This is a genomic window from Gracilimonas halophila (assembly GCF_042684365.1).
Classification (GTDB): domain Bacteria; phylum Bacteroidota; class Rhodothermia; order Balneolales; family Balneolaceae; genus Gracilimonas; species Gracilimonas halophila.
The window spans coordinates 50,733-76,435 of sequence record NZ_JBHULI010000001.1 but is presented as its reverse complement, the minus strand read 5'-3'; the positions used below and the strand labels follow the sequence as shown (position 1 = coordinate 76,435).

The 25,703-nt window shown below is 42.3% G+C and carries 21 protein-coding genes; 15 read left to right on the top strand and 6 right to left on the bottom strand.

The window, feature by feature from the left end; genetic code table 11:
* Positions 1 to 8: 8 nt before the first annotated feature.
* Positions 9 to 890, bottom strand: coding sequence for a cysteine synthase CysM (gene cysM / locus ACFSVN_RS00360; protein WP_390296900.1), 882 nt, complete (start codon positions 888 to 890; stop codon positions 9 to 11).
* Positions 891 to 918: 28 nt separating this feature from the next.
* Complete coding sequence (gene epsC, locus ACFSVN_RS00355; protein ID WP_390296897.1) at positions 919 to 1,749, bottom strand: serine O-acetyltransferase EpsC; 831 nt, start codon at positions 1,747 to 1,749, stop codon at positions 919 to 921.
* A gap of 271 nt (positions 1,750 to 2,020) precedes the next feature.
* Between epsC and ACFSVN_RS00350 the strand changes: the two genes are divergently transcribed.
* Entirely contained in the window at positions 2,021 to 4,900 is a 2,880-nt protein-coding gene (locus ACFSVN_RS00350) for a M16 family metallopeptidase (protein WP_390296894.1), read from the top strand.
* A 68-nt stretch (positions 4,901 to 4,968) separates the two neighbouring features.
* Here the strand turns inward: ACFSVN_RS00350 and mnmE are convergent, their stop codons facing one another.
* The gene (gene mnmE / locus ACFSVN_RS00345) at positions 4,969 to 6,333 is read right to left on the bottom strand and encodes a tRNA uridine-5-carboxymethylaminomethyl(34) synthesis GTPase MnmE (RefSeq protein WP_390297310.1); all 1,365 of its coding nucleotides are present in this window, start codon (positions 6,331 to 6,333) and stop codon (positions 4,969 to 4,971) included.
* A gap of 216 nt (positions 6,334 to 6,549) precedes the next feature.
* On the opposite strand from mnmE, the gene ACFSVN_RS00340 reads away from it, so the two are divergent.
* The 4 genes from ACFSVN_RS00340 (at position 6,550) to ACFSVN_RS00325 (ending at position 10,503) form a co-directional block, all read left to right on the top strand.
* Positions 6,550 to 7,194: a transporter gene (locus ACFSVN_RS00340; protein WP_390297307.1), complete on the top strand. Its 645-nt coding sequence runs from the start codon at positions 6,550 to 6,552 to the stop codon at positions 7,192 to 7,194.
* Between the two features lie 186 nt (positions 7,195 to 7,380).
* The gene (gene glpK, locus ACFSVN_RS00335) at positions 7,381 to 8,880 is read left to right on the top strand and encodes a glycerol kinase GlpK (protein WP_390296891.1); all 1,500 of its coding nucleotides are present in this window, start codon (positions 7,381 to 7,383) and stop codon (positions 8,878 to 8,880) included.
* Positions 8,881 to 8,908: 28 nt separating this feature from the next.
* Positions 8,909 to 9,673: an MIP/aquaporin family protein gene (locus ACFSVN_RS00330; protein ID WP_390297304.1), complete on the top strand. Its 765-nt coding sequence runs from the start codon at positions 8,909 to 8,911 to the stop codon at positions 9,671 to 9,673.
* 56 nt (positions 9,674 to 9,729) lie between these two features.
* Positions 9,730 to 10,503 carry a transporter gene (locus ACFSVN_RS00325; RefSeq protein ID WP_390296888.1) on the top strand — a complete coding sequence of 258 codons (774 nt, stop codon included), beginning with the start codon at positions 9,730 to 9,732 and terminating at the stop codon, positions 10,501 to 10,503.
* Positions 10,504 to 10,550: 47 nt separating this feature from the next.
* Here ACFSVN_RS00325 and ACFSVN_RS00320 read toward each other — a convergent pair whose 3' ends face one another.
* Positions 10,551 to 12,065, bottom strand: coding sequence for a peptide MFS transporter (locus tag ACFSVN_RS00320; RefSeq protein WP_390296885.1), 1,515 nt, complete (start codon positions 12,063 to 12,065; stop codon positions 10,551 to 10,553).
* Between the two features lie 234 nt (positions 12,066 to 12,299).
* Between ACFSVN_RS00320 and hutH the strand changes: the two genes are divergently transcribed.
* The 10 genes from hutH (at position 12,300) to ACFSVN_RS00270 (ending at position 21,323) form a co-directional block, all read left to right on the top strand.
* The gene (gene hutH, locus ACFSVN_RS00315) at positions 12,300 to 13,781 is read left to right on the top strand and encodes a histidine ammonia-lyase (protein ID WP_390296882.1); all 1,482 of its coding nucleotides are present in this window, start codon (positions 12,300 to 12,302) and stop codon (positions 13,779 to 13,781) included.
* 246 nt (positions 13,782 to 14,027) lie between these two features.
* Positions 14,028 to 14,339 carry a hypothetical protein gene (locus tag ACFSVN_RS00310; RefSeq protein ID WP_390296879.1) on the top strand — a complete coding sequence of 104 codons (312 nt, stop codon included), beginning with the start codon at positions 14,028 to 14,030 and terminating at the stop codon, positions 14,337 to 14,339.
* Positions 14,340 to 14,395: 56 nt separating this feature from the next.
* The gene (locus ACFSVN_RS00305; protein ID WP_390296877.1) at positions 14,396 to 15,568 is read left to right on the top strand and encodes an MFS transporter; all 1,173 of its coding nucleotides are present in this window, start codon (positions 14,396 to 14,398) and stop codon (positions 15,566 to 15,568) included.
* A gap of 37 nt (positions 15,569 to 15,605) precedes the next feature.
* Entirely contained in the window at positions 15,606 to 16,079 is a 474-nt protein-coding gene (locus ACFSVN_RS00300; protein WP_390296874.1) for a DUF456 domain-containing protein, read from the top strand.
* 96 nt (positions 16,080 to 16,175) lie between these two features.
* Complete coding sequence (locus tag ACFSVN_RS00295) at positions 16,176 to 17,591, top strand: amidohydrolase family protein (RefSeq protein ID WP_390296871.1); 1,416 nt, start codon at positions 16,176 to 16,178, stop codon at positions 17,589 to 17,591.
* Between the two features lie 210 nt (positions 17,592 to 17,801).
* On the top strand, positions 17,802 to 18,281 hold the full coding sequence (locus ACFSVN_RS00290) for a transposase (RefSeq protein WP_390296868.1): 480 nt from the start codon (positions 17,802 to 17,804) through the stop codon (positions 18,279 to 18,281).
* A 170-nt stretch (positions 18,282 to 18,451) separates the two neighbouring features.
* The gene (locus ACFSVN_RS00285) at positions 18,452 to 19,927 is read left to right on the top strand and encodes a tetratricopeptide repeat protein (protein ID WP_390296865.1); all 1,476 of its coding nucleotides are present in this window, start codon (positions 18,452 to 18,454) and stop codon (positions 19,925 to 19,927) included.
* A gap of 63 nt (positions 19,928 to 19,990) precedes the next feature.
* On the top strand, positions 19,991 to 20,323 hold the full coding sequence (locus ACFSVN_RS00280) for a TraR/DksA family transcriptional regulator (RefSeq protein ID WP_390296862.1): 333 nt from the start codon (positions 19,991 to 19,993) through the stop codon (positions 20,321 to 20,323).
* Positions 20,324 to 20,440: 117 nt separating this feature from the next.
* Entirely contained in the window at positions 20,441 to 20,884 is a 444-nt protein-coding gene (locus tag ACFSVN_RS00275) for a MarR family winged helix-turn-helix transcriptional regulator (RefSeq protein ID WP_390296859.1), read from the top strand.
* A gap of 61 nt (positions 20,885 to 20,945) precedes the next feature.
* Positions 20,946 to 21,323, top strand: a complete 378-nt coding sequence (locus ACFSVN_RS00270; protein WP_390296856.1) for a VOC family protein — start codon at positions 20,946 to 20,948, stop codon at positions 21,321 to 21,323.
* Between the two features lie 6 nt (positions 21,324 to 21,329).
* On the opposite strand, the gene ppgK is transcribed toward ACFSVN_RS00270, so the two are convergent.
* Positions 21,330 to 22,091 (bottom strand): polyphosphate--glucose phosphotransferase, encoded by a 762-nt coding sequence (ppgK, locus tag ACFSVN_RS00265; RefSeq protein ID WP_390296853.1) that lies wholly within the window; start codon positions 22,089 to 22,091, stop codon positions 21,330 to 21,332.
* 102 nt (positions 22,092 to 22,193) lie between these two features.
* Positions 22,194 to 25,565 (bottom strand): preprotein translocase subunit SecA, encoded by a 3,372-nt coding sequence (gene secA / locus ACFSVN_RS00260; RefSeq protein WP_390297301.1) that lies wholly within the window; start codon positions 25,563 to 25,565, stop codon positions 22,194 to 22,196.
* Between the last annotated feature and the right edge of the window lie 138 nt (positions 25,566 to 25,703).

Here is a 25,703-nt window from a genome sequence, read left to right as displayed (position 1 = left end):
TTTATTAACTAATGATCAAATAATGCCGAGCTTAGATACCGGTCACCACGATCACAGGTAATGCAAACGATCACACCTTCAGCTAATTCTTCAGCTAATTTTAGGGCAGCCGTTAATGCTCCACCGCTGCTCATTCCCGCGAAAATTCCTTCTTCGATGGCCATTCTACGGGCCATTTCAGTAGCCTCTTTTTCACTTACGTCAATAGTGCGGTCAACGCGTTCGGCTTCAAAGATCTTTGGGAGATATTCTGGCGACCACCTGCGAATTCCCGGAATCGAAGAGCCATCAGTCGGCTGAGTTCCAACGATCTGAACTTCAGGATTTTGAGATTTCAAATACCGGGATACACCCATAATTGTTCCGGTGGTGCCCATAGCGGAGACAAAATGCGTGATCTTGCCATTCGTATCTTTCCAGATCTCAGGACCGGTGGTGCGTTCATGCATTTTATAATTATCGGGATTGGTAAATTGATTGAGCTGAAAATATCCGTGGTCATCAGCCATTTCTTCAGCCAGCTGTCGTGAATACTCAATGGTTTTTTCAGCGGGGGTGAGGATCACTTCAGCTCCAAAAGCCTTCATGGATTTGATGCGTTCTTCGGTGGTACTTTCCGGCATCAGCAATTTGATGTTGAGCCCTTTCATAGCTGCTATCATGGCGAGTGCTATACCAGTATTTCCGCTGGTGGCCTCTACCAATGTATCTCCCGGCTTTATATCTTCACGTTCCAGTGCCCCATTGATCATCCCTAAAGCCGCACGGTCTTTAACACTCCCTCCCGGATTTTGTCCCTCCAGCTTACAGTAGATGGTTACTTTTTTATTGGATGGAATATTCTGCAATTCAATAAGTGGGGTGTTGCCGATAAGTTGTTCTATCTTCATAGGTATGAGTTTTCAAAAAATGATCCTGCTATTTATAAATAATGGTATCCGTTTCTCCTTCAGAATTCGACATCTTTGCCTGATAATAGATCTTGGAATTAGCGGGTACGCTTTTCGTCAGCCATACATTACCGCCGATGATACTGCCTTTGCCGATCACCGTAACGCCACCCAAAATAGTTGCCCCGGCGTAGATCACTACATGATCTTCAATGGTTGGATGCCGTTTCTTGCGGGCATCTTCTTTATTAACGCTCAACCCACCTAAAGTTACACCCTGATAGATCTTTACATAAGAACCGATCTTTGTGGTTTCACCGATCACAATACCGGTTCCGTGGTCTATACAAAAATGATCTCCGATCTCGGCTCCGGGATGGATGTCAATTCCCGTTTGTCGATGGGCATATTCCGAGATGATCCTTGGAATCAGATTCACCCCTAAATGTAGTAACTCATATGCAATTCGGTGAGCGGCCATAGCATAGAATCCCGGATAGGTACGAATAATCTCCCCTTTAGACTTAGCGGCAGGGTCTCCATCAAAGATCGCATCAACATCCTGTAAAAGCATTTTACGGATAGAAGGAAGTTGTTCAAAGAACTGGTCTTCTAACCCACTTATACCGCTTTTTACACATTCCTTGTTGTGATCAAGGATGGTTCGGAGTTCTGTTTTACAGTGAGTCAATTGTTCCTTTATGGCTTGTTCATCTGTTAAACGGTTGTAGGTAAATTCAGGGAATAACAAACCAAGAAGCTCATCAAAAAATGAAATAACCTTTTCCGGGGGAGGGCATTTGGAAACATCCCGGTGAGCTTTTGTCAGATCTGAAATAAAAGAAGTTAGGTCTTCCAAAATATATAATTAGTTCTGTGTCAGGAAGTTATAACAATAAAAATATGCTAATCAGTTCATCCAAAACTGAGTTTAACAACGGGAAATATTAATGCTGTGAAAATCTGAATATTTCCCTAAAACTTTATTACTTTCATACTAATAACATAGTTCGGGGAGTTGCCTTTTTACAGGTAAAACATGCAGATATCTGTAGATCTTTAGGTAATCCATTCTTTTGCTATAAATATCAACAGTGACGCGTTATGGGTCACACAAAACTTAAATTCTTATGAAACGCATAATAACGACGTTATTTGTTTCCCTGTTATTCGTGAGTACCGGATTCGGGCAAACACAACTCATTGAGAAGGTCACACAAAGTGACAACGAACTGGTGATCCCGTATGAGAAATATGTTCTCGATAACGGATTAACACTTATCATCCATGAAGATGATTCTGACCCATTGGTCCATGTAGATGTAACTTATCATGTAGGTTCAGCTCGTGAGGAACTTGGAAAGTCAGGTTTTGCTCACTTTTTTGAGCATATGATGTTTCAGGGTTCTGAGAACGTTGCCGATGAAGAGCATTTTAAGATCGTTTCTGAATCAGGAGGTACCTTGAATGGAACCACCAATCGTGATCGCACCAACTATTTTGAAACCCTGCCAAGTAATCAGCTTGAGGTCGCACTTTGGCTGGAAGCAGACCGTATGGGTTTTTTCCTGCCGGCTGTAACGCAGCAGAAGTTTGAAGTGCAGCGTTCAACTGTAAAAAATGAGAAACAGCAGAACTACGATAATCGGGCTTATGGATTGTATAGCGAACTAAATGCGGCATCGCTTTATCCGTATGGTCACCCGTATTCATGGCTGACTATCGGGAAGCTGGAAGACCTTGACCGCGCTAATCTCGAAGACCTGAAAAACTTCTTCCTTCGCTGGTATGGTCCCAATAACGCTGTACTGACTGTTGGCGGAGATGTAAACCCGGAAGAAGTGGTGGCCTTGGTTGAAAAGTATTTCGGAGTGATCCCAAGTGGACCGGAAGTGGAAGAAATGAAGCTTGAACGGGTAACTTTAGAAGAAGATCGATATGTATCTTATGTAGATAACAATATCCGCTTTCCGGCGCTTATTTTTACTTACCCGACCGTCCCCCGCTTTCATGAGGATGAGGCACCTTTAGATTTCCTTGCCCAGATTCTTGGGACAGGAAGAAGTTCATATTTTTTCCAAAAGTTTGTACAAACTCAGAAAGCCATTCAGGCATTTGCGGGTAATTCATCCAGTGAACTTGCGGGTGAATTTTCCATGTTTGTATTGCCATATCCGGGACAAACGCTGGCTGATTTTGAGACTGAAATGAGAGGTATCCTCGAAGAATTTGCTGAGGATGGAGTTTCGGATGAGGACTTAATGAAGATCAAGGCCTCTTATGAGTCAAGTTTTATTAACCGTTTGGCCAACGTAAGCGGAAAGGTGTCACAACTTGCCAGCTATGAGACCTTTGCAGAAAGTGCCAACTTCATTCAAAGTGATCTTCAGCGATATCTTGATGTGACCAAAGAAGACATTATGCGTGTGTTCAATAAATACGTATATCAGCAGCCTGCCGTTGTGCAAAGTGTGCTTCCAAATGAAGATACCGAACCTGCTAAACCTGACAATTACACTCCTCCAACAGAGGGTGAAAATCCATATCCGCAGGCCGATTATACCGGGCTGGATTATACACGTCCTACGGGAGATGACTTTGACCGAAGTGTGAAGCCTGAAGCTAAAACAGCACCCCTTGTTCAGGTTCCTGAATTCTGGAAAGATAACTTCGATAATGGAATAGAAGTTATTGGGACCAACTACAATGAGATCCCAATTGTTACACTCCAGTTATCTATTCAAGGAGGACACAGGATGAATGCTTACGAGCCGGATAAAGCTGGTTTGGCTTCATTGACAGCCGCTATGTTGAATGAGTCCACTGAGAATTTTACGGCGGAGGAGATTCAGGAAGAGTTGCGTAAAACAGCAAGTACTGTTCGTGTATCATCAGGGAGTTCTTCCACTACGGTGTATATCAGTACACTGAAGAAAAACCTTGACCGAACGCTGGAACTGGCAGAAGAGATCATGATGCGACCCGGTTTCGATGAAAATGATTTTGCACGTGTTAAAATGCAACAACTTGAGGGATTGCGATCAAGCTATCAAAATCCCGCATCTGTAGCGAGCATGGTATATAATCGTTTGCTCTACGGAGATGAACATATCTACTCTGTTTCCTCAAGCGGACTTGAAGAAACCATTGAGCGAATTACCCTGGACGATGTGAAAGCATTTTACGAGAAATATTATGATCCGCAGCTTTCAGAGTTGGTTATTGTAGGTGATATCGAGGAGGACGAGATCCTTTCAAAATTAGACTTTCTGAGGGAATGGGAGCCTAAAGGTGCGGAGGTTCCCGACCTTCCGGAGGTTGAACCTGCAGAAAACACTAAGATCTACCTGGTAGATAAAAAAGGAGCTCCTCAGTCTCAGATCCGAATTGGAAATATGACAGATCTGACTTTTGATGCCACCGGAGAATATTACAAAAGGTCGCTTATGAACTATGTATTAGGAGGCGCCTTCAACAGTCGGATTAATCTGAATCTCCGCGAAGACAAGGGCTGGACATACGGCGCTCGTTCTTTTTTCAGTGGTTCAGATGAGCCGGGACCATTTACAGCATCTGCAGGTATCAGGGCTTCCGCTACCGATAGTGCGGTGTACGAATTCATGAAGGAGATCACTGAATATCGTGAAGATGGTATCACGGAAGAAGAGCTCGAATTCATGCGAAACTCCATCGGACAGCGTGATGCCCGGGAGTACGAAGCCCCTTATCAAAAAGCAGGGTTCTTACGTCAGATTATTCGCTATGATCTGGATGAGTCTTTTGTAGATGAACAAGCAGAGATCATTCGAACTATTTCTCAGGATGAGATCAATGAGCTTGCGAAAAAACATCTGCAAACGGATGAGTTCTACATTCTGGTGGTTGGTGATGCCGAGGCACATCGTGAGAACCTGGAAGCTTTAGGATATGAGGTGATCGCCGTAACCGAGAAAGGTGATATCATTTCTGAATATCAAGAAGGGAATGCCTCCGGAGAGGGTGAGCAGTAAGCTTTACTTTTTCATAAACTGATAAAAGATCCCGCTTGATTAACTTCAGGCGGGATTTTTTTATTCTACTATTTCCCAATACAAAACCGCGAAAAGATCGAATCAAGCACATCTTCATTAGTGATCTCGCCGGTAATGGTTCCGAGTTCTTTTAATGCTGCACGAAGGTCGATGGAAAGAAAATCCCCGGTCATGCCCTGATCCAATGCCTGTAAGGCAGACTGAACGTGCTCTTTTGTTTTTTGGAGGGCATCGCGGTGGCGGGTAGAAGTAACCAACAGACTGGAAGCATCATAATGCTTGTTTTCCAAGGCTCGATCTTTCAGCAACTGCTTTAGCTCTTTGATCCTTTCTCCTTCCAAAGCTGAGATCTTCAGGTCAAATTCCGTTCTCCATTCTTCATCTGTTTCAATATCAGCTTTGGTTCCTATCAGGATGAAAGGAGTGTCTTTGGCGCGCGACTGAAAGTCGGCGATCTCTTTTCTTTCAATATCTGAAAAGGGCTGAGACAGATCTTTGAGGTAGATCACCAGGTCGGCTTGTTCAAAGGCTTTCTGAGAGCGCTTCACCCCTTCAGCTTCAATGACATCTTCGGTTTCACGAAGCCCGGCTGTGTCTATGAGTTTGAATAACAAACCATCATAACTCCAGTCGGCATCAATGGTATCTCGGGTAGTACCGGCAATCTCCGTTACAATGGCTCGATCACTTCCAACCAAAGTATTCAATAAGGTTGATTTTCCAGCATTAGGCCGGCCGATCAAAACCGTCTTAACCCCATCTTTAACCAAGCGTCCGGTTTCATAAGTTTCCAAAAGTTCGGTGATCTCTGAATCCAGTTCTTCCAGGAGTTTTTGAAGCTGCTCCTTATTGGCAAATTCTACATCTTCTTCTATGAAATCCAGTTCCAATTCCACCATGGCGGTAGCATCAATGATCTGCTGCCGGAATTTTTTGATATGTTCTCCCAGTCTTCCTTCCAGCTGCTGATGGGCGGCATCTACTGCTTTGGAGCTTTTGGCATGAATGAGATCGGCCACGGCTTCTGCTTGATCCAGGTCAAGTTTCCCATTCAAAAATGCACGCTGAGTAAATTCACCCGGTTCAGCGGATCTCACACCAAGAGCAAGGATCGTTTCCAAAACTGATTGGGTAACCAAAACCCCGCCGTGACAGGAGATCTCTACGGTCTCCTCACCGGTATAGGATCTGGGAGAACGAAAAATCGTAACCAACACTTCATCCACAGGGAACCCTTGCTTGTTCATGACCTTTCCGAAATGGACGGTATGGGTATCCTGTGTATTTAGGTCTTTACCTTTGAAGGCCTCATTTACTTTTGCAATAGCATTAAGTCCGGAAACACGAATAACGGCAATTCCGCCTTCTCCAACAGGAGTGGCTATAGCAGCAATAGGTGGTTGTTGAGTGATATCTGACATGTTGCAAAGATAGGCAGGATGTTATTAAAAGACGAAGTGAGTATGTATTCAGAATGAACGTTAAAATTATGGATCACATTATGTAGCTATAGACCAACTAACCACAATAAATTCAATCCTATGAAAAAGATATTTTCAATAATCATATGTTCGTTTTTTGTCGTGACTACAGTTTAGGCTCAAAGCTTTTCGCCCGACCGGCCCGGAATTGGGAATGGATCATTCATAACGCCACAGAATGTGATAGGGTTGGAAGCCGGTGTCCAATACACAACAACGGAATCTTCGGATCAGATAAATATTGGTCAGGTGCTACTAAGATATGGAGTAATGGAAAAACTTGAGTTAAGGGCCTTAATCAATTCGTATGTATCAACCACCTTTGATGGTCCGGTAGAGTCAATTAGTGGGTTTCAGGATATGTCAGCAGGTTTAAAGTATAATTTCATTGGTGGAAATCGAAGTACCAGTGTCTCAGGTTTGGTGGAATTTAGTTTTCCGGTAGGCTCGGATGAATATACCAATGATGAGGTGGTGCCAAGTATGGTAATTCTTGCAGATCAATCATTAAATGAGATATGGGGTATTTCGTCAAATTTTGGATACAATTTTGGACCAGGTAGTCTTGATGACAATTGGTTCTATACGTTTACACCGAGTTTTTCATTTCCATCAAAAGAATACATTACAGGATATTTTGGATATGCAGGAATGTATTTTGGAAATAGTTTCAATCGGCACTGGCTGGAAGGCGGGATGACCTATGCATTAAAAAGCGGAGCTCAGCTTGATATAAATTTAGGATATGAAACAGAAGGTGAAGTGCTCTTTATAGGGGGCTGGATTCGCTAAAGGGTTTTGACTGAAAAGACGATTATTGAGTACTGATCTAAAGGGACAAGTATGGCTTGGTACTTTTTTTATATGCTGAAAAAAGTGTATTTACAAAAGCAGTATAATATCTATGAATAGAATTATTGACTGAATAGCTGAGTTGTAATATCAACGGATTAAAAGGCAACCAACCAATAGGCAGTTATGGAAAAGTTTATCTTAGCATTAGACCAGGGTACCACGAGTTCACGGGCGATGCTCTTCAATAAAAAAGGAGAGATCGTTTCGGTAGCACAAAAAGAATTCAGACAAATATATCCTGAGCCGGGTTGGGTAGAACACGATGCGCAGGAAATATGGTCGTCACAAGCGGGTGTCGCAGCAGAAGCGGTAGCTTCAGCCGGAATAAACGGGAAAGCAATTGCAGGCATCGGAATCACAAATCAGAGAGAAACAACGGTGGTTTGGGATCGGAAATCGGGTAAACCTATTTACAATGCCATTGTTTGGCAAGACCGGCGGACTTCAGATTATTGTGATCAGCTCAAGAAAGATGGTCATGCCGATATGATCCAGAAGAAAACCGGGTTGGTCATTGATTCCTATTTCTCGGGAACAAAAGTGAAATGGATTCTTGATAACGTTGAGGGGGCCAGAGAAAAAGCAAAAAATGGCGAGCTTGCTTTCGGCACTATTGACAGTTGGCTCATTTGGAATTTTACGCAGGGAGAATTACATATTACTGATGTGACAAATGCTTCCCGGACTCTTTTATTTAATATAAACTCGATGGAATGGGATGATGAATTACTTGAGTTGATGAATATTCCTAAAAGTATGTTACCGGAAGTGCGTCAATCGAGTGAAAAGTATGGAAGCACCAAGACCACCTTATTCGCGAGTAAAATACCCATCGCAGGTATAGCCGGAGATCAACAGTCTGCACTTTTTGGGCAGATGTGTACTGAGCCCGGCATGGTCAAGAACACCTACGGAACCGGATGTTTTATGCTCATGAACATTGGGGATGAGCCTGTAAAATCTGAGCAAAACCTGCTTACGACGGTAGCCTGGAAAGTGAATGGCCAAACAACGTATGCTCTGGAGGGATCAGTTTTCATTGGCGGTGCTGTTGTTCAGTGGTTGCGAGACGAAATGAGCATTATTCAGGAGTCTAAAGACATTGAATATTTTGCCAATAAAGTGGAGGATTCAGACGGAGTGTATTTAGTTCCTGCATTTGCTGGTCTTGGTGCGCCTCACTGGAATCAGCACGCAAGAGGCATAATGGTAGGGATGACGCGAGGAACAAATCGGGCTCATTTGGCACGTGCTGCACAAGACTCTATTGCCTATCAGGTGATGGATCTGCTGAACGCCATGAAAGCTGATGCCGGAATTGAGGTCAGGGAACTGAGAGTTGATGGCGGGGCTACTGTGAATAATACATTGATGCAATTTCAAAGTGATCTGCTGGGGGAAGTCCCGGTAGTTCGGCCTATGATAACAGAAACAACGGCTTTGGGAGCTGCCTATCTGGCCGGATTGGCCGTTGGATTTTGGGATGATATTGAAGAGATAAGGAAACTTTGGAAAGCCGATAAAACTTTTGAACGAGAGATGGAATCGGATAAAGTAAGAACATTAACAAAAGGTTGGCAAAGAGCCGTTAATGCGGCCATAACCTGGGCAGATGATAGATGATGTGGAAGTATTTGATGAGAAGCAAATAATGAATCCTTTTTTAGCTGAGTTTATAGGAACGTCTATACTCCTTTTATTCGGGTGCGGTGTAGTTGCGAATGTCATCTTGAATAAGACCAAAGGAAACAACAGTGGGTGGATCGTGATCACCTGGGGGTGGGGTATGGGAGTGTTTATTGCAGTTTATACCATGGGTCAGTTTAGCGGTGCTCATATCAATCCTGCCGTAACCATTGGCTTGGCAACAGCCGGTTTGTTTGAATGGGGCATGGTAGTGCCATATATATTAGCACAAATTGCAGGGGGATTTTTTGGGGCTTTCCTGACGTGGCTGGCCTATAAAGACCACTTTGAGGCTACCGAAGACGGGACAACAAAACTGGCTGTTTTTTCAACTATACCTGAGATAAGGAACTATAGCTCAAATTTTATCACAGAGACGATTGGCACTTTCATTCTGATCTTTGGAGTATTGTATTTATCCAATCCCGGTTTTATTGATGTGGATGGACAATTTCTTTCTACAATTACAATCTCCGGGGAAGAAATTGGGTTTGGACTTGGTTCGCTGGCTGCTCTGCCGGTAGCATTGTTAGTATTTGGAATCGGATTGGCTATAGGCGGTCCAACCGGGTACGCTATAAATCCGGCGCGTGATCTTGGTCCAAGGATAGCACATGCTTTATTACCATTTTCAAACAAAGGAAGCAGTGATTGGGCGTATTCGTGGGTTCCTATTGTGGCCCCATCAGTTGGTGCGGTTTTAGCGGCATTGGCTTTCAGAATACTTTAAAGTTTCTAAAACGAAATAATCTGAATCAGGGAAGAGAAATGAATTCATCAAATAGAATGAAATCATATTCAGTGGTTATTTTTTGTATGCTTGGTTGGTTTGCAATTTCATGCCAAACATTAAAAGCTCAGGAAAATTATGTTCCCGACAGGCCTGGCATTGGTAATGGTTCATATGTAGTTGAACCGGGTGTTTTTGGCTTAGAAACAGGGATCCAGCTTTCAACGGCTAAGTCGGTAAACCAATTTGATATTGGGCAAATGCTGCTTCGTTTTGGAGTGTTTGAAAATCTGGAAATGAGGGTATTAATGAATTCTTATTCAACTCAGAATTTTGATGAAACAGACATCACAAATTCAGGTTTTCAGGATCTTGGGTTGGCAACGAAATTCCAGTTTTTTGAATCAGAAAACAAAGAAACGAGAGTTTCTGCAATTGGAAAAGTGAGTTTACCGGTTGGAGCATCTGCCTTTACGAAATATGAGGTTATTCCAACTCTATTTCTAGCGGGAGATCAGTTATTAACCGAAAACTTTAGCATGTCTTCTAACATAGGGTATACTTTTGGAGTGGGCAGTTCGAGTGATAATTGGTTATTTACGCTTACGCCCGGATTTACATTTCCAAATCAGAAAAATCTGGGGGTTTATGCAGGATATGCGGGTATTTACAGTGGAAATAAGATCAACGAATACTATGCAGAAGCGGGCATTACATTGATTGTAAATGAAGGAGCTCATCTCGACTTAAATGCAGGTTATGAATTTGAAAATGAGTCTCTATTTATTGGGATTGGATTTTCCCAGGGCTTTGACCGGTGGGTCAAATAAAAAAGGCCGAACTTTTGTTCGGCCTAAAGATTCATGGAAAAATAAATTTACCTCACATTCCCCATCAATTTGCGAATGGGCTTACTTAACAACAGCATCACAAGTCCACCACCCACTGTTGTGATCACAATGATCCAAAACAGATCAGGAAGCAAGGTAGGGTCGGCGGCTATATCATCCTGATTAAATTGACCGGCTACACGTCCGGCTATCAGGTTCCCAAAGGCAATAGACATAAACCAGATACCCATCATCTGTCCCACTAATTTTTTTGGTGCAAGTTTGGTTACTGCACTCAATCCAACCGGACTCAAACAAAGCTCACCGATGGTGTGAAAGAGGTAGGTCATGATCAACCAAGTAGGCAGCACTTGATTGCCATCAACTACGTAATACGAGGCAAACATCATTACCAAAAACCCGACGCCCAGAAAGATCAGGCCCAATGCAAATTTCACCGGAGTGGAAGGTTCAAGCGTTCGCTTAGCCAGCCAAACCCAAAGCCATCCGAAAACGGGAGCCAGGGTAATGATGAAGAAGGCATTTACAGACTGAAGCCAGCTTGCCGGCATCAGCCAGCCAAACATATCACGATCGGTATAACGCTCAGCAAAAAGATTCAGTGAAGAGCCGGCTTGCTCAAAACCAGACCAAAAAATAGCGGAGAAAATGAACAATGCGGCGATCACCCCGATCTTTTTCTTTTGATCGGTGTTAAGATCCTCTGCCACAAAAACATATACAAAGTAGGCGATCACTAATCCAAAAATAACGACACCGGAAGCGTCTGCAATAGCCACGGGATCAATTGTAATAATACCACCCATCACTAATCCAATAAAGATGGTTAATGCAGCTCCGATTCCCCAAAGCGCATTTTTAATACGGGAATGACGATTAGCCTGCTTTACAGGATCATCCAGTTGTTCGGGTTTCATTCCAATATCACCTAAGTAATTTTCGGTTAGTTTATACTGTACTAAACCGAGAACCATTCCTACTCCGGCAAGGCCGAATCCATAATGCCAGTTAATACTTTCACCGAGCCATCCTGTGGCAATAGGGGCAATAAAAGCTCCGATATTTATTCCCATATAGAAAATGGAAAATCCGGCATCGCGGCGGGCAGGTTCATCATCACCATACAAACCACCTACAATAGAACTGATGTTTGGCTTGAGAAATCCTGTTCCTATTACAATAAGTAAGAGACCCAGATAAAATGTTTGATCTGTAGGAATAGCCATGGAAAAATGCCCCGCAGCAATGATAATTCCTCCATACCAGATGGCATTTCTAAGCCCCATGAATTTATCCGCAAGCCAGCCACCCGGTAAAGCGAGCAGGTAAACGAACATAGTGTAAAGGCCGTATATAGCGGTTGCTGTTGTATCGTCGAGCCCAAGCCCGCCGGTATTTATGGCATCTACCATAAAAAGCACTAGAATTGCTCGCATTCCATAATAACTGAAACGCTCCCACATTTCAGTAAAAAAGAGGGTAGCGAGTCCGCGTGGATGCCCGAAAAAAGAAGTTGAGTGGCTGTCTTGTTCGCTTGCCATAAAGTTAAAATTAAGTTAGTGTGAAATTCATGAAGTGTCCGATGATACCTAAACAGGAGAACGGTTGCAAGAAGGGATTGAATTCAAGGATTGAACTGACGACATTAGACTTTGTATTTAACTCGTAAATAATTGTCTCAGAATAAGTTTGCAAATTTTTTCTGAGATAGAGTTTTGACTTTCGCCCAGTATAGCTTTGGAAATGTTATACTGGAACTAATTAAGAAGAAAAACATGAAGAACGTTAAGATCAGTAGTTTATATAAGGATATTGAGGATTCGATATCCAGATTGAAAAAAGACCCATCTTCGGTTTTGAGGTCTAGAGCAGTGGTGGAAGAAGCACTAAAAAAAAATGAAGCTTTTTACGGCATCAACACCGGCTTTGGGATTCTTGCCAATAAACGGGTTGATGCTGATCAATTGAAACAATTACAGCGCAACCTGATCTTGTCTCATGCAGTTGGTACCGGCGATCTGATCTCAAAAGATATTTCCCGGCTTATGCTTCAGCTTAAAATTCATGCCCTTGGATTGGGGTATTCAGGGATCTCCAAAGAAACCTTTGACCGTCTTATGTACTTTGTCGAGCAAGACCTCATTCCTGCTATTCCTGAAAAAGGAAGTGTCGGCGCCTCCGGTGATCTGGCTCCCTTAGCGCACATGTCACTTCCACTTTTGGGGTTTGGGTCTTTCTGGAACGATGGTGGAACCGAAACTATCCCAGCCGGTGAAGTGCTGAAAAAGCACGGCCTCGAACCTATCGATCTTCAGCCCAAGGATGGACTTTCTTTGATCAATGGTACACAGCTCATGAGTTCTTATGGAGCCTTTATTTTGGAGAAGACACTTAAACTTTTAAAAGTAGCGGACCTTTTAGGAGCAATGAGTTTAGAGGCGTTGCAAGGAAGTAATAAACCATTCGATAAACGCATTCATGAGATTCGGCCACATTCCGGACAGCAGGCAGTAGCAAAAAACGTAAGGCATTTATTAGCGGATAGTGAGATCCTGGAATCACATCGAAATTGCGGCAAGGTACAGGATCCATATTCACTTCGTTGCATCCCACAAGTTCATGGAGCCAGTCGGGATGCTATCGCACATTGTGTAAATACGGTTGAAACGGAGATCAATTCCGTTACCGATAATCCACTGGTATTTCCTGATGGGGATATCATTTCAGGGGGTAATTTCCATGGGCAACCTTTAGCTTTGGTTTTAGATTATGCGGCAATTGCTTTGGCTGAATTGGCAAGCATTTCAGAACGAAGGACTTATCTATTGCTGGAAGGACATGATGGATTACCCACTTTGTTGATGGAGGAGACAGGCATCAACTCAGGGTTTATGATCCCTCAGTACACAGCTGCAGCTTTAGTTTCTGAGAACAAAGTACTCTGCCACCCCGCTTCAGTTGATTCCATTCCAACCAGCCTGGGACAAGAAGACCATGTAAGTATGGGAAGCATCGGTGCGTTAAAATTGCTGAATGTATTTAAGAATGTGGAGCAGGTCCTGGCCATTGAAATGTTTACTGCTGCACAAGCTCTCGACTTCCGTAAACCTCTAAAACCGGGGAATGGGGTGGAAAAAGCTCATCAGATTATACGAGAACAAATTCCACATGCACAAGAAGATCATTACTTTAGAGATGAGATCAATTTGGCTGTAGATTTACTATTCGATCATAAACTAATTGATCAGCTTGGTTAGCAATAACTAAGATCGCCAAGTTCTGAAAAGAAAGAAACCGGCGTAATTTTTGTCATTTTTGATGAAAAAATTACAAGTGATAATGGCGGAAGGTCGATCCTTTGCAGACTTTGGATTTAAAAAGCTATTGGATATCATACCAAAAAATGCCCTTTAAAGCTACGAAGTGCCTAAAACCGTTCATAAATTAGTTAATACCCACTAATAAGAATTGAATCAATATTGTAAATTAACAAGGAGTTTGAAATGGAGATCAAAGTAGAAGAAGGAGTACAGATCAGTGAGGAAGCAGCGAAAGCATTGCGAAAACACGCTGATATGATCGAGTGCCAATGCCCTAATAAATTGATAGACATTTTGGATGTTGTAAGAGATTTTACCAGTTACACCGAAAAGTGTATAGAGAAATATCCGGAAGACAGAGATACTCACAAGTGGCTTAAGTCCTCTGGAATGAATATTGATCAGCTTATTTCAACTACTCTTATTCAACTTGCAAGATTCGAAGGATTTATCAACGAGAATAATGAAATTATAGATCGTGATAAAATAGACTGATGACCTTTCATAGAACGATGCTTTTATTATAAGAGTGACTTTCGTTTCTTCAGCCCATGAAAACAAAAGTCCCCCGGCATATTTTGCCTGTCATCGTATTTTCACAATTTGCCGGAACCTCTCTTTGGTTTGCAGGGAATGCTGTAGTCCCTGACCTTATTCTGGAACTCGGCTTGAATGAAACAGCTATAGGGTATATTACTAACGCTGTTCAGACAGGTTTTATAATTGGGACTCTAGTTTTTGCTTTACTAAATGTAGCCGATCGAATTTCCCCTGTTAAAGTATTTTTAGCATGTTCTCTTCTGGGAGCAGCATTTAATGCTCTTACCATTTATGGATCAGGTTTTGGAGAGTTAATGGGGGCTCGGTTTTTGACCGGTTTCTTTTTGGCCGGTATTTATCCGGTAGGAATGAAGATCGCTTCAGACTGGCATGAGAAAGGTCTTGGAAAAGCACTTGGATACTTAGTTGGAGCGCTGGTGGTTGGGACAGCCTTCCCTCATTTTCTAAAATTCGCAGGCGGTGATCTACCCTGGCGATTTGTTTTAATAAGTACATCTTTGATCAGTATAACCGGAGGTCTTGTGCTATTCTTTACGGTTCCTGACGGACCGTTCAAGGGAAAAGCAGGAGTTTTTAAACCATCAGCACTGTTTACCCTGTTCAGGCAAAAAAACTTTCGCTCCGCAGCTTTTGGCTACTTTGGTCATATGTGGGAATTGTACACTTTTTGGGCTTTTGTTCCGGTGATGTTAGCATATTACAATGGGGTATCTCAAGCTTCCCTAAGTGTACCTCTTTGGTCATTTTTGATCATAGCAATAGGTGGGGTGGCATGCGCCGTTGGTGGGCATATTTCACTAAGTATGGGAAGTAAAAAAGTCGCTTTTACATCACTTATGACGTCGGCTTTATGTTGTTTGTTGGTACCCTATATGTTTCAAACGCCGGTTTGGGTATTTATAGCATTCTTATTGCTGTGGGGAGCCGTTGTCGTTTCAGATTCCCCTCAGTTTTCAACGATGGTTGCCGGTTCAGCCGACCGTTCGTATGTAGCAACTGGTCTGACTATCGTTAATAGCATAGGCTTTGCAATTACCATGGTGAGTATTCAATTAGTTAGTAGTCTTTGGATCGTGGAAGGGTCACCAAAAATATTTTGGATCTTATGTTTAGGTCCACTGGCAGGTTTGTTCGCTTTGCGCAAGTTTAAGAGTTCAGATTAAACCGAAACCTTATCAGCTAAGAAATCGTATAAAAGGCATGGAAATAATTTGGATCATATTAGGTGCTGTATTTGTTGTAGCCGGACTCATTGGAGCTTTTCTTCCCGTAGTTCCGGGATTACCTTTCAGTTATATCGGTTTGTTGATCCTTCAGCTTTTGTACACTCCCTTTTCCACCTCTTTTATGTTGGTTTGGTTAGCCGTGGTTATAATCTTTGGATTTGTTTTAGATAACGTGATACCGGCCTGGGCAACCAAGAAGTCAGGAGGAACTGCTTACGGTGTTGCCGGAAGCATGATCGGTTTAGTAGCAGGACTTTTTTTCCCACCGATTGGTTTTATAGCAGGACCGCTTATTGGTGCGTTTGTTGGAGAGATGGTATCAGGTCAAAAATCAGACCGAGCGTTAATATCAGCATTAGGGGCGTTTGCAGGATTTATGGCCGCAACCGGGCTTAAAGTTATGGCAGCGGGAATGATAGCATTCTACTATTTCACAAATCTGAGTTAGGCGAACATAATCTTCTCCGCTTTAATATTCTATCTTATTTTGATATGAATTGTATTATTTATTAATTCCCGTTCAGATTAATAAACGGGTCAAATAATGCGGTTTTCTAATTTTCTACTCCTCATAGGTCTTCTCCTTATAGCATTCTCTTGTACAAAAAAAGATCAATCTTATACGGTGATCAAAGGTGCTACACTTTATGATGGGACCGGGGCAGATGCTATGGAAAATAGCGTGATCATCGTGAGAAATAACGAAATAGATTGTGTAGGAAAAGCTGAAGACTGTTCAATTCCTTTAGGAAGCAAAGTAATTGACGCCGCAGGTAAATATATTACTCCCGGCTTGGTTGATGCGCATATGCATTTTTTCCAAACAGGCTTTTTTGATAGCCGCCCTGATGCCATGGACCTGAATGGAACTTATCCTTTTCCTGAAGTAGCCGCTTACCAGCAACAAAATCCACAGCGTTATTATAAAACGTATTTGTGTTCCGGTATCACTGCAGTATATGATGTGGGTGGGATGAGCTGGTCAGTTGGGCTGCAAGAGGCAGCCGAGAAAGATCCCATGGCTCCACATGTAGCTGCGGCCGGTCCTTTGCTGACTCCAGTTCCCGGAGCCCCCTTCGATCTCCCATCCGACAGAGTGTTGGTGCAACTTGATTCAGAAGAAACGGGTAAGAAGATGGTTCAATATATGTCGGCTTTGGGGAGTACCGGAATCAAGTTTTGGGGAATAAGTGCTGATGACCCTGAGTATATGAGTTACGTGGAGGCGGCGGCTGAAGAAATTCGAAAAAAGGGGAATCAGATGATCGCACATGCTACGACTCTTGAGCAAGCAAAAGCTACTTTAAGGAATGGTGCCAGGTTATTGGTTCACAGTGTCTCGAATACTGAGATTGATGAAGAATTCATTGAGTTAGCAAGGGAGAACGAAACCTTTTATAATCCCACCTTAATTGTTAGTGCAGGTTATATGCTGGCATATCGTGCTGCAGCTGATATACAACCTATGCAAATAAATGATCCTAATGGGTGCGTAGACCAAAAAACCATGGAGTTGATACAGACAGCTTCTCAGTTTAAAGATCACTCAAGACTGACAGATGAATTTAAAGAAAGGTTGCGAAACTTTGATCCACAGACCCAGATGACAACAGATTTGATGCTGGTAAATCTCAAAAAATTATATGATGCGGGTATTCCAATAGTTGTTGGAACGGATGCAGGTAACCCGGGTACACTGCACGGGATTTCAATATTTGATGAGATGGAAATGATGCAAGAGGCAGGTATCCCTGCGGAAGATCTCATAGTTATGGCGACTAAAAATGGAGCTGAGTCAATGCGACGATTAAATGATTTTGGAACCCTCGAGCGTGGAAAATTAGGTAACTTGATCATGATGAATAAAGACCCGGCAGAAGATATTTCAAATATAAGATCGTTGACCCATGTAATGATCAAGGGAAACTTGAATGAGGTTAAGGGTATTCAAAGAAATTAGGTTGACCGTAGCTAACCTTTCCAAAGTTACAACGAGCTAGAATAAACCAAGGTTTATCAAGTAACTTTGGAAAGGTTACTTAAGGGGGGTGATTTATATTTCAGGAAGAATAGTATGCTAAAACTTGAGCCGAACAGATATTATCACATATATAATCGGGGCAATAGTAAAGAAAAGTTGTTTTATACCACTGATAACTACAGGTATTTCTTGAATAGATTTGGTAAACATTGTACTCATATATTTGAAACTTATGCCTATTGTTTAATGGGGAATCATTTTCACATGGTTGTAAGTGTTAGGGATATTGAAGAGCAAGAGAAACTTTTTATCGAAAGCGATCTTAGGCCAAAAAAATTAAGATCACCCTCTAAGCATTTAGCACATTTTTTCAGTTCGTACACCCAATCCATAAATAAACAGGAAAATAGAACCGGAAGTCTGTTTCAGAAAAATTTCAAACGAAAAGAAATTGATTCAGAAGAGTATTTCAGGCAGATGGTAGTGTATTCTCATATTAATCCTATAAAGCATGGATTTTCTAAAAGCTTAACTGATTATCCATTTTCTTCTTACCAGATTTATTTGAATTCTGAAGAAACCTTTATTCAGCGTGAAAGAACTTTAGAACTGTTCGGAGGAAGAAAAAAATTTATTACAGCCCACGAAAATGTTATTGCTAGGTTTTAGTTTATTTTAGTCCGTAGTAAACTTTTTCAAATTTATAACGAGGTGGAATAAACCAAAAAATACCAGGTAACTTTGGAAGGGTTGCAAAGTGATGAAAATTCACAACTTCATATTTGTCTGCCTTTTTTTGTATATCATTCAATAAGTCTAAATCTCTAAATTTCAGCGATATGAAATTTTATTCTGCTTGTTTATTGATAATAATTGCTTCATTGCCCCTTTTGACCATTGATGTAGCAGCCCAGGACAAACTTTTGGGTAAGATTGATTTCCCTAACTCAGGTGCTGAAGAGGCACAAGATAACTTTATCGAAGGGGTAAAGTTTCTTCATAATTTTGAATATGCAGATGCAGCAAGGGCTTTTAAGCGGGCACGTCAAATAGATCCTGATTTTGTGATGGCTCATTATGGAGAAGCCAAATCCCATAATCACCCCATTTGGTTTCAGCAAGATAGACAAGCTGCTATGGAGGTTTTAAATAACTTGGGAGAAACTGTGGAATCGAGGCAGTCCAGAGCGGTAACACAACGAGAGAAAGATCTGTTGATGTCACTGGAGATTTTATATGGGAATACTCCTGAAAGTGAAGATGTCTCAAAAGAGGAGAGGGATGACTTGTACATGGCATACATGGCTGAGCTTCACGAAAAGTACCCCGGGGATCATGAAATTACGGCGTTCTATGGTTTATCGATCTTGGGCAGTGCCCATGAAGGCCGAGACTTTTCCATTTATATGAGAGCTGCTGCCGAACTTTTTGATGTTTGGAATGAGAACCCGGAGCATCCCGGTGCCGCACATTATTTGATCCACTCTTTTGATGATCCTGTCCACGCTCCGCTTGGACTACCAATGGCCAAAGCATATTCTAAAATTGCTCCAGCGGCAGCTCATGCTCAACATATGACTTCCCATATTTTTCTTGCCCTTGGGATGTGGGATGGAGTCATTGACGCAAACATTGTGGCACGTGATGTACAAACAACTCGACAGAAGGAATTGAACGAAGAACCTACGGTCTGCGGTCATTATACATGGTGGCTTCAATACGGATATTTACAGGCTGGAGAAGTAGAAAATGCGACGAAGGTATTGAAAACATGTACTGAACGTATTAAAGCTGAGCCAAGCTCCAGTGAAAAATGGCATTTTGCCATTATGCGGGGGCACCAAATCGTGGATACCGAAAATTGGAAAAGAGCTTTGGAATGGACTTCCGATTTTGAAGCAGGCACAAGAGGAGCTGTAAATTATTTTTTCACAACTGCACTGGCAAATATTAAAACAGGAAATATACAAGCAGCACAAGAAAGTTTGGATCAACTGATGAAAACACCTGTGAGTGTTGAGCGAGATATTCAGGTGGATCAAATACAGAGTTTGTTAATGATCGAAGAAGGGAATACAAGGGAAGCTGTTGAATTACTGAATCAAGCGGTGGTGTCTGAATCTGAATTGCCGTTGGATTTTGGCCCTCCGGTCATTATAAAACCTTCCTATGAATTACTTGGAGATGTTATGATGGAAATGGGTAATTATGAGGAAGCGCTCGACGCTTACCAAAACCAACTTGAAAGAACTCCGGATAGAATGCGCTCCTTAGTAGGCAAAGAACAGGCATTGGCAATGATATCAAAGCAGTGATTAAACCTAAATGTATTCCCAAAGCAGGTTATTGGCCAAAGCGTAGCTCATTATCTTAAGAAGATGACAGATTCAGAAAAGAAAAAGCTTATCAAGATCATAGCGAAGAGGATCGAGTATACTAAAGAAGAGATCGAAGAGCTCAAAGAATTGGTAAAACCCATTCCACTGGATGCCTCCATAGGCCGTGTTTCACGGATGGATGCGATCAATAACAAAACGATCAATGAATCTTCTCTGAGAGAGAAAAAGCAAGAGCTTAAGAAATTGGAACGTGCGTTTGAAAATTCCGAATCCGAAAAATTTGGAATCTGTACAAAGTGCGGTGATGCAATTCCTTTTGGCCGTTTGGAATATATGCCCCATACCACCCGCTGTGTCAAATGTGTTGGGTGATTAGCAGTAATAAACCGGTCAGATCTAATCTAAATCGGCAAAACATAAAATACGTTTGAACATTGATGTTTAGACATTATATTCAGTGCAATTAATTTCATCTACAGAACATGCACTATGGAAACTTCTACAGCAAAGCAAAGTGAGAAAGGAGTATGGAAACAACTACGAGAAAATATCCTTGAAACCGAAGTTTGGCTCCGCACTACACTTAAAGAATTTCTGGATGAATTCAACATAACCCAGCAGCAACTTTCCATTCTAAGGATTTTGAAGGATGCGAATAACGAGCCAATGTCAACAAAACAGATACAGGCATTAATGCGCGACAAAAGTTCGGATACGTCCAGATTGGTGGATAGGTTGATCGATAAAGAGTTGGTGAGAAAACGCAAAGACCCTAATGACGGACGATTGGTTCAGGTCTTCATTAAGTATGAGGGACTTCGATTACTTGCCAGGATTGAGGACCGGCTTGAGGAACTTGACCTTAAGTTCGAATTACTATCGGAAGAAGAGGCTGCTCAGCTCATTTTTCTGTTGGAGAAAGCTCGTTCTTGAAATTTACTTTCCTTTAACCTACTATCGGTCAGTTAATTAAAAAATTAGCCAAGAAGAAAATATGAAAAATGCGATAAACTGGTTCGAGATTCCTGCGACTGATATAGAACGTGCCAAGAAGTTTTATGAGAATATATTCAGTTTTGAAATGCATGAATTGGATATTGGAGACGGGCTTAGAATGGCGTTATTTCCTGCAGAAAGTGGTACCGTAGGAGGAACGATCATTCAAAATGAAGATTGGTATAAGCCAAGTGATTCGAAAGGCCCGCTATTATATTTGAATGCCAACCCTGATCTGCAAACTGTATTAGATCGTTTGGAAGCGGCCGGAGGAACAGTCAATATTCCCAAACGGTTGATCACTGAAGAAAATGGCTATATGGCCGTGATCATAGACAGTGAGGGGAACAGAGTGGCGTTACACTCTAATGAATGAAACTGACTATCTGTAAAACTCTTTATTCTTCATCTGTACTGAAGCGGCATAATAAGCTGCTCCCACAATACTGGCATTGTTCAAAAGACTGGCGGCTTTGAATTTGGTTTTGATCTTGATATAGGGAAAGGTCTTGTCGGCTTTTTTGGAAAGCTGCCCGCCAAGAATAAAAAGGTCAGGATGAAATAATCGCTCGTACTGTTCAAAGACGAGTTGAAGACGTTTTCCCCAGGTCTTTTTTCTGATTCCTTCTTCTTTACGAACCCGGTTGGACGCACGCTCTTCAATACTGATTCCCTTTATTTCAATTTGACCAAGTTCAGTATTGGGAACCAGAATTCCGTCAATAAAAAGAGAAGATCCAATTCCGGTGCCCACTGTTAAAACGATCACGGTTCCCCTTTGCCCTTTACCGACTCCAAATTTCATTTCGGCCAGCCCAACGGCATCGGTGTCGTTGATCACACTGACATTACAGCCTGTTATTTCTGTGAAGAGATGGTCGGCGTCGGCATCTACCCAGCCTTGGTCCATGCGTGTAGTAGAAAGTACAATTCCTTTACTGGTAGCGGCGGGGAATGCACAGCCAATAGGACCATCCCAGTCAAACTTCTTAACGACCTTGTGTAATTTGGAGATCAACTTATGAGGACGCGTGTCATCTATTTTATCAGTGGTTTTTTTCTTGGATACGATCTCACCTTTTTCTGTATCCACAATGGCACCTTTAATGCCATAACTCCCAATATCGATCCCTAAAACTTCCACGTATATTTGGTTGGTTTAATTCGCCCATAAACATAGCGAAAAAATTAATAGGTACATAGCAGGGAAGCAAAATCTTGCGTCCCTGCTATGTTAACTTGGCAGTTATTTTTCAACCAAGATCCAGCCTTCTTCTTCGACCATGCGTTTGGCGTACTTCCATTTTACTTCTTTGTTCTCACCGGTATTCATATTCTGAACAGTAACGTAGTCATTACGACCGGGTTCATCGGCAACTTCCACAGGCTGTCTTTTAGAATTACCGCCCTGTGGTTTTTGCCCGCCTTGTTGTGGGGCCGGCGCTTTGAGTCCCATTCCGGTAGAATCGGCATGTTGTGTTTCCATAGAAGAAGTATCAAACCTGGACTTTTGCTTTTGAGCTTTCTCCAGTTTGGAATCTTCAGCTTGTACTTCGGGAACTGCTTTCCAGATCAAGGAGATGGCTTCCTGATTGATATCATCCAATAGCATTTTGAACATGTCAAAAGCTTCGCGCTTGTATTCAAGCAGCGGGTCTTTCTGGGCAAAAGACCTAAGCCCTATACCTTCTTTCACGGAATCTAATTCCCGCAAGTGTTCCATCCATTTTTGGTCAATAATGGATAGTATGGCACTTTTCTCAAGTGAACGAGCCACTTCACGTCCTTCATTTTCAAGTGCACTTTCAACATCTACCACAATTCTCATACGGCGTATTCCATCGGTGAATATCACCTGAACTTTATCCGGACGATTATCAGGGTTTGCTTCATTGATACGCTTCATTACCTGATAAAGCGGTTTTGCCATGCGATCTTCTTTCTTGCGATAGGCATCCAGCGCATTGTCAATAATATGGTCAGTAAGGTCACGCTCATTCATGTTGAACCAGGATTCCTTATCAAAATCGACATCCACAGCGAGATGACGAAGGAGGTTTTCGTGTAGCCCCTCATAATCTCCGGCGGCAACATGCTCTTCCACCAAAGACTCGATCAAGTCATCCAACATATCCATGATGTCTGTTCTAAGCTGGTCACCGGATAGGGCATGCTTTCTGCGGGCATAAATTACATTACGCTGGTTGTTGAGCACATCATCATATTCCAGCTGTCGTTTACGAATGCTGAAATTGTTTTGCTCAACCTTAGACTGTGCTCGTTCCAGGGATTTGGTGATCCATGGATGGGTGATGACTTCCCCTTCCTCAAAACTGAGTTTATCCATGACGTTGGCAACACGATCGGACATAAACATTGCCATCAGGTCATCTTCCAGTGACACATAAAATTGTGTTTCACCGGGGTCACCCTGACGTCCGGCACGACCTCGCAACTGAAGGTCAATACGACGAGATTCGTGGCGCTCGGTACCTAAAATGGCCAATCCGCCTTTTTCTTTCACCCCTTTTGCCAGCTTGATATCCGTACCACGACCGGCCATGTTGGTAGCTACAGTCACTGCCCCGGGTTCACCGGCTTGTTTAACAATTTCACTTTCACGGGCGTGTTGTTTCGCATTCAACACGTTATGAGGAATGCCGGCACGCTGCAACATACGGCTCATGGTCTCAGAAACATCTACACTGGTAGTACCAACCAATACGGGTTGACCTTTTTCATGGTATTCCTGGATCTTCTCGATTGCCGCATTGAATTTTTCGCGTTTGGTTTTGAATACGAGATCTTCTTTGTCATCCCTGGCAATCGGTTTATTAGTTGGAATTACAACTACATCCAATTCATAGATCTCATTGAATTCACCCTCTTCCGTTTCAGCTGTACCGGTCATACCGGCAAGCTTATGATACATTCGAAAATAATTCTGCAAGGTTATAGTGGCGTATGTCTGTGTAGAGGCCTCTACCTTCACTTCTTCTTTAGCCTCGATTGCCTGATGCAATCCGTCCGAATATCGACGGCCTGAAAGTACACGTCCGGTGTGTTCATCAACAATGTTTACTTTTCCATCCTGAACGATGTATTCTTCTTCACGTTCAAAATTTGTATATGCTTTCAACAGCTGATTTACGGTGTGAATACGATCGCCACGTTCTGCAAATTTACGGTGTAGCTCATTGAATTTACGTTCACGCTCCTGGCGGATTTCCTGCTTGGTCTCTTCAATTTTTCTCTCTTTATACTCTTCACTGAACTCGTCATTGTCTTTGATCTCTTGGATCTTTTCTTTCTCAAGTTCTTCCATCTCCTTTTCAATTACGGCAGTTTCTTCTCCGAGATCAGGAATTACAAAAAAGTCAGGGTCTTCTCCTTTCTTGGTAACGAATTCTCGTCCTTGCTCAGTCATCTCAATGGAGTTCATCTTGGGATCCACTGCGTAATACAAGTACTCATCAACAACCGGCATATTCTTGGCATTATCCTGCAGGTAGAAGGATTCGGTGCGCTGTATAAGTTTCTGAATTTTTGGGTCTTGTTGAAGTTTTCTCAGCTGTGAATTCTTTGGGAAACCTCGGACGGCACGGAAAAGTGCAAGTCCGGCTTTTTCCTCATCACCTTGATCAAGCAATTGTTTCCCTTCTTTGACAAGATTGGCAACCAATTTCTTTTGAGCAAGAACCAATGATTCTATCCGTGGCTTCATCTCAACATAGCGATCCGATTTATTTCCTTGCGGAACGGGACCTGAAATAATAAGCGGAGTACGAGCCTCATCAATAAGAATGGAATCCACCTCATCAATAATGGTGTAATGATGTTCGCGCTGAACCAGTTGTTCCTGCTCGACCACCATATTGTCTCGAAGATAATCGAAGCCAAACTCGTTGTTAGTACCGTAGGTGATATCAGCTTTATAAGCCTTTCGTCTCTGCTCGGTACTTGGCTGGTAACGGTCAACACAATCCACATTTAATCCGTGGAAATTAAAGATCGGCTCATTCCACTCGGCATCACGCATGGCCAGATAATTATTAACGGTAACCACGTGTACTCCTTTTCCTGCCAAAGCATTCAGGTATGCTGGAAAAATAGCCACAAGCGTTTTACCCTCACCCGTCTTCATCTCTGCAATGCGTCCCTGATGCAGCACAATAGCACCAATAAGCTGTACATCATATGGAATCATTTCCCAGGTGGTCTCATTACCGCCCACTTTCCAGGATTTCCCGATAAATCGACGGCAGGTATCTTTCAGAACGGCAAATGCTTCAGGCAAAATGTCATCTAAAACATCTTCAATAATATCCAGTTCTTGTTGTTCAAGCTCATCCAGGTACTCGGCCATTTCACGATGCTCGCCGGGCGAAAGATTTTCGAGATCATCCAGCTTCTCCTTGATCTCCTTAATTTCAGCCACAGTATCAGCGGTAGCATCTTGTATTTTCTGCTTAAATCCTTCGGTTTTAGCTTTCAGTTCATCGTCAGACAGCTTCTTAATAGCCTCTTCGTAGCTTTTGATCTCATCTACTATAGGCTGGATCTTCTTAATGTCCTTTTCACTTTTAGAACCAAAAACTTTAGTGATGGTCCTGCCGATCGTGTCTAATATATCTATCATAGTATAATACTGGTGCTCTGAAAATTATCTCTAAAATATGAGTATTAAGTTAACCTTATAAACAGGGCGGTTCAACTGTTAGAACGTTAATGCTTACAAATATCTTGCCATAATACA